The 3,659-nt window shown below is 66.4% G+C and carries 3 protein-coding genes; 1 reads left to right on the top strand and 2 read right to left on the bottom strand.

What is annotated here, in order from left to right:
* Positions 1-122: 122 nt before the first annotated feature.
* Together PGX04_RS25490 and PGX04_RS25485 are read right to left on the bottom strand one after the other, a co-directional pair.
* Positions 123-1,343 (bottom strand): acyl-CoA dehydrogenase family protein, encoded by a 1,221-nt coding sequence (locus PGX04_RS25490; RefSeq protein WP_273741059.1) that lies wholly within the window; start codon positions 1,341-1,343, stop codon positions 123-125.
* A gap of 24 nt (positions 1,344-1,367) precedes the next feature.
* Entirely contained in the window at positions 1,368-3,005 is a 1,638-nt protein-coding gene (locus PGX04_RS25485) for a long-chain fatty acid--CoA ligase (protein WP_273741058.1), read from the bottom strand.
* A 208-nt stretch (positions 3,006-3,213) separates the two neighbouring features.
* On the opposite strand from PGX04_RS25485, the gene PGX04_RS25480 reads away from it, so the two are divergent.
* On the top strand, positions 3,214-3,659 hold a 446-nt coding region (locus PGX04_RS25480; protein WP_273741057.1), incomplete at its 3' end, for an AMP-binding protein.

Genomic DNA, 3,659 nt, shown 5'->3' with positions numbered 1-3,659 from the left:
GTTTCGGTCGTGGATCCGCTCGAGAACGGCGTCGACGACCTCGGTCGGCGAGTAGTCGCCGTCCCGGATCGCTCTCGCGAGGCCGGCGGCGGTCGCGTGCGTGGGTGAAGCGACCATAGCGGTCAGTCCGTGATCCCCATCGACTTCGCGATCGTGTTGAGTTGGATCTCGTCGGTGCCCTCGACGATCCGCAGGATGCGCGCCTGATGGACCAGATCCATGTAGGGGTTCTCCTCGGCCAGTCCGTTGGCCCCGTGGACCTGGACGGCCGCGTCGGCGACCTCCCAGAGGACGTTCGTCGCGAACCACTTCAGCACCGACGAATCCATGATCGTCCGCTCGTCCTGGGCCATCTTCCAGGCGAGTTTCAGCCCCGCCGCGTCCGCTGCGTAGGTCTTCGCTCTCCCCTTTGCGAGCTTCGCCGAGACCTGCTGGAAGTTCCCGATCGGCTCGCCGAAGGCCTCGCGCTCGGTGACGTACTCGCCCGCCTCGGAGAGCAGGTACTCCGAGTACCCGATCGCTTCGGCACCCAACTCGAGTCGCCCCAGCGAGAGGAACTCCATCGCGGCGTAGAAGGCCTCGTCGACCGCGCCGAGGACGCGGTCCTCGGGGACGCGCACGCCGTCCAGAATCACTTCGGCCTGCGAGCCTTCAGCGCCGACGGCGTTGTTGTACGATCCGATTTCGTACTCGTCGCGCTCGACGATGAAGCAGGTGATGCCGCCGTAGCGGCCGACCTCCTCCTGCGGGGTCGTCCGCGCAAAGAGCTGGATGAAGTCGGCGTAGGGCGCGTTGGTGATCCACTGCTTGCGGCCGTTGATGAGCCACTCGTCGCCGTCCTTCTCCGCGGTCGTCTCCATGTTCGGCGAGTCCGACCCCACGCCGGGCTCGGTCTGGCCGAACGCCGTCGACTTCTCGCCGCGGACCACGGGATCGAGGTACTCCTCGCGCTGGTCACCCTCGGCCTGCAACAGCAGCGGCTTCGGCCCCTCGGGGCCGGCGAGGACGTAGCGCTCGAGGCCGCCGCCGTGGCTGGCGAGGCGCTTTTTCGCCCGATACCAGGTGACCGGAGAGATCCCGTCGCCGCCCGCGTCCTCGGGCAGGTTCATCGCGTAGAAGCCGGCCTCGGCGGATCGGCGTCGGATCTCATCTCGGGCCTCGAGCACGTCGTCGGTCACGCGCCCGTTCTCGTGGTGGCCTTTCCGCGGATTGGTGTAGGTGTCGCCGAGGTCCTCGACGATGGGTTCGACCTCGCGCTCGACGAACTCGTCGATGCTATCGAGGATCAGTTCGGTCTCTTCGTCGGTGTCGAAACTCACGCCGCCGGTGGTGTTTACTCCCATGGTAAATTCTCTCACTCCGTGTACTTATTGGTGCGCCGCGGGTTCGTCGTCCTCGGCCTCGAGGACGATGTCGAACTCGTCGCGCAGCGATTTCTTGTCGAACTTCCCGGTCGACGTCTTGGGGATCTCCTCGATGAACCGGTACTCGTCGGGCAGCCACCACGAGGGGAACGTCTCCGAGAGGTGGGCCTCGAGGTCGTCCTCGGTGACGTCCGCGCCCGCGGTCGGCACGACGACGGCCAGCGGCCGCTCCTGCCAGCGCTCGTGGTCGACCGCGATGACCGTCGCCTCGCGGACGCCCTCGTGGGCGATGAGTTCGTTCTCGAGTTGCACCGACGAGATCCACTCCCCGCCGGACTTGATGACGTCCTTGTCACGGTCGACGACGTCGATGTATCCCAGCTCGTCGCGGGTGGCGATGTCGCCGGTCCGCAAGAAGCCGTCCTCGGTGAACGACTGCTCGTTCTCCTCCGGTCGGTTGTGGTAGCCGTCGGCCACCCAGGGGCTGCGGACCTGCAGTTCGCCCATCGTCTCGCCGTCGTGGGGGATTTCCTCGCCGTCGTCGTCGAGTATGCGGGTCTGTATACCCGGCACGGGCAGCCCCGCCTTCGCGCGGTATTCGTATTGCTCGTCGCTGGGCAGTTCGGCGACCTCCTTGCGGAGCGTGCTGAGCGACCCCAGCGGCGAGGTCTCGGTCATCCCCCACCCCTGGACGATCGGCGCGTCGTACTCCTCGTCGTACTTCCGGATGAGCGACTCGGGTGGCGCGGAGCCCCCGACCGTCAGCCGATCGATGTTCGAGATGTCGACCGCGGGATTCTCGTCGAGGAACTCGGCCATCTCGAGCCAGATGGTCGGCACTGCGGCGGAAAAGGTCACCCCCTCCTCGTCGATCAGCCGGGCGATCGACTCGGGGTCGGTGTGGACCGAGGGGAAGACCTGCTTCGCGCCGACGAACGTCGCGGCGTAGGGGATCCCCCAGCCGTTGGCGTGGAACATCGGCACGACCGGGAGGACGACGTCGCTCTCCCCGACGCCGTTGGCGTCCGTGTGGCCGCACATGATACTGTGGAGGTACATCGCCCGGTGGGAGTAGGCGACGCCCTTGGGCAGCCCCGTCGTCCCCGAGGTGTGGCACATGCCGTACTCCGCGTCCTCGTCGATGTCGGGCCACTCGTACTCCGCCGGCTGCCCTTCGAGCAGCGACTCGTAGTCCGTGACCGGCTCGAGGTCGGTGTCGGGTACCTCGTCGTCGAGGACGACGTACTGCTCGATGGTGTCTAACTCGTCGGCGTTGGCCTCCACCTTCTCGATGAGCCCCGGATCGACGAAGATCACCCGGTCCTCGGCGTCGTCGACCGTGTGGACGAAGTGGTGGTCGGGCAGCCGCATGTTGCACATGTGGATCGACCGCCCCGAACACGCCGGCCCGAAGTAGAGTTCGTAGTGGCGGTAGTGGTTCGTCGCGACGACGCCGACGCGGTCCCCCCGCTCGAGGCCGAGATCGTCGAGCGCGCCCGCGAGCCGATTTATCCGCCCGTACGCGTCGGCGTACGTGTAGCGGTGGACGTTTCCGTCGGGCAGTTTCGTCACCAGTTCCCGGTCGGGAAACAGGTCGACCGCCCGCTCGAGTAACTTGTCAAGCGTTAACTGGGCACCCATCATGGCCGTCTGCAGTGTTTCTGTCCAGCGACTTATGGTTTGGGTCGATATCGCTCCCGAAACTCGCTTCTGGGCTCCATCACTGCTCGTTTACGCGCTCAGCGCGGTGTTCGGCGGAGGCCGTCACCACGACCGTCTCTACGTTCCGTCGGCGATCTCCTGTCAACGTAGCCGAAGAATTATACCTGCGGTCGTGGAGCGGTGGATCATGTTGTACGATAGCATATACGATGCGGTCGCCGACCGGCACGAGTCGGGGATGGGGTGGGACGAACACGTACACGTCGGCGACGAGGAGTCGCTCAACATCGCCGAGGAGGCGCTGGGTCGTCACGCCAACTCCGACGAGACGGGCCTTCGCATCCGCGACTTCGAGCGCGGCGAGACCGAGGTGTACACCTTCGCCGAACTCGCGGCGGCGGCGAATCGGGTCAGCAACTACCTGGTCGAACACACCGAGCGCGGCGACCGCGTCGGCGCGATGCTCCCGACGCGGCTCGAACTCTACGCCGTCGTCTTCGGCACCATCGCGGCCGGACGGATCTACCTCCCGCTCGCGCCGGTGTTCGGTCCCGACGCACTGAACTACCGGCTCGAGGACTCGGGCGCGGCCGCGCTGTTCACGACGTCCGAGGGCTGCGAGGTGGTCGACGG

Source organism: Natrinema soli, from assembly GCF_028618695.1.
This window is presented reverse-complemented; position numbering and strand designations above follow the sequence as displayed.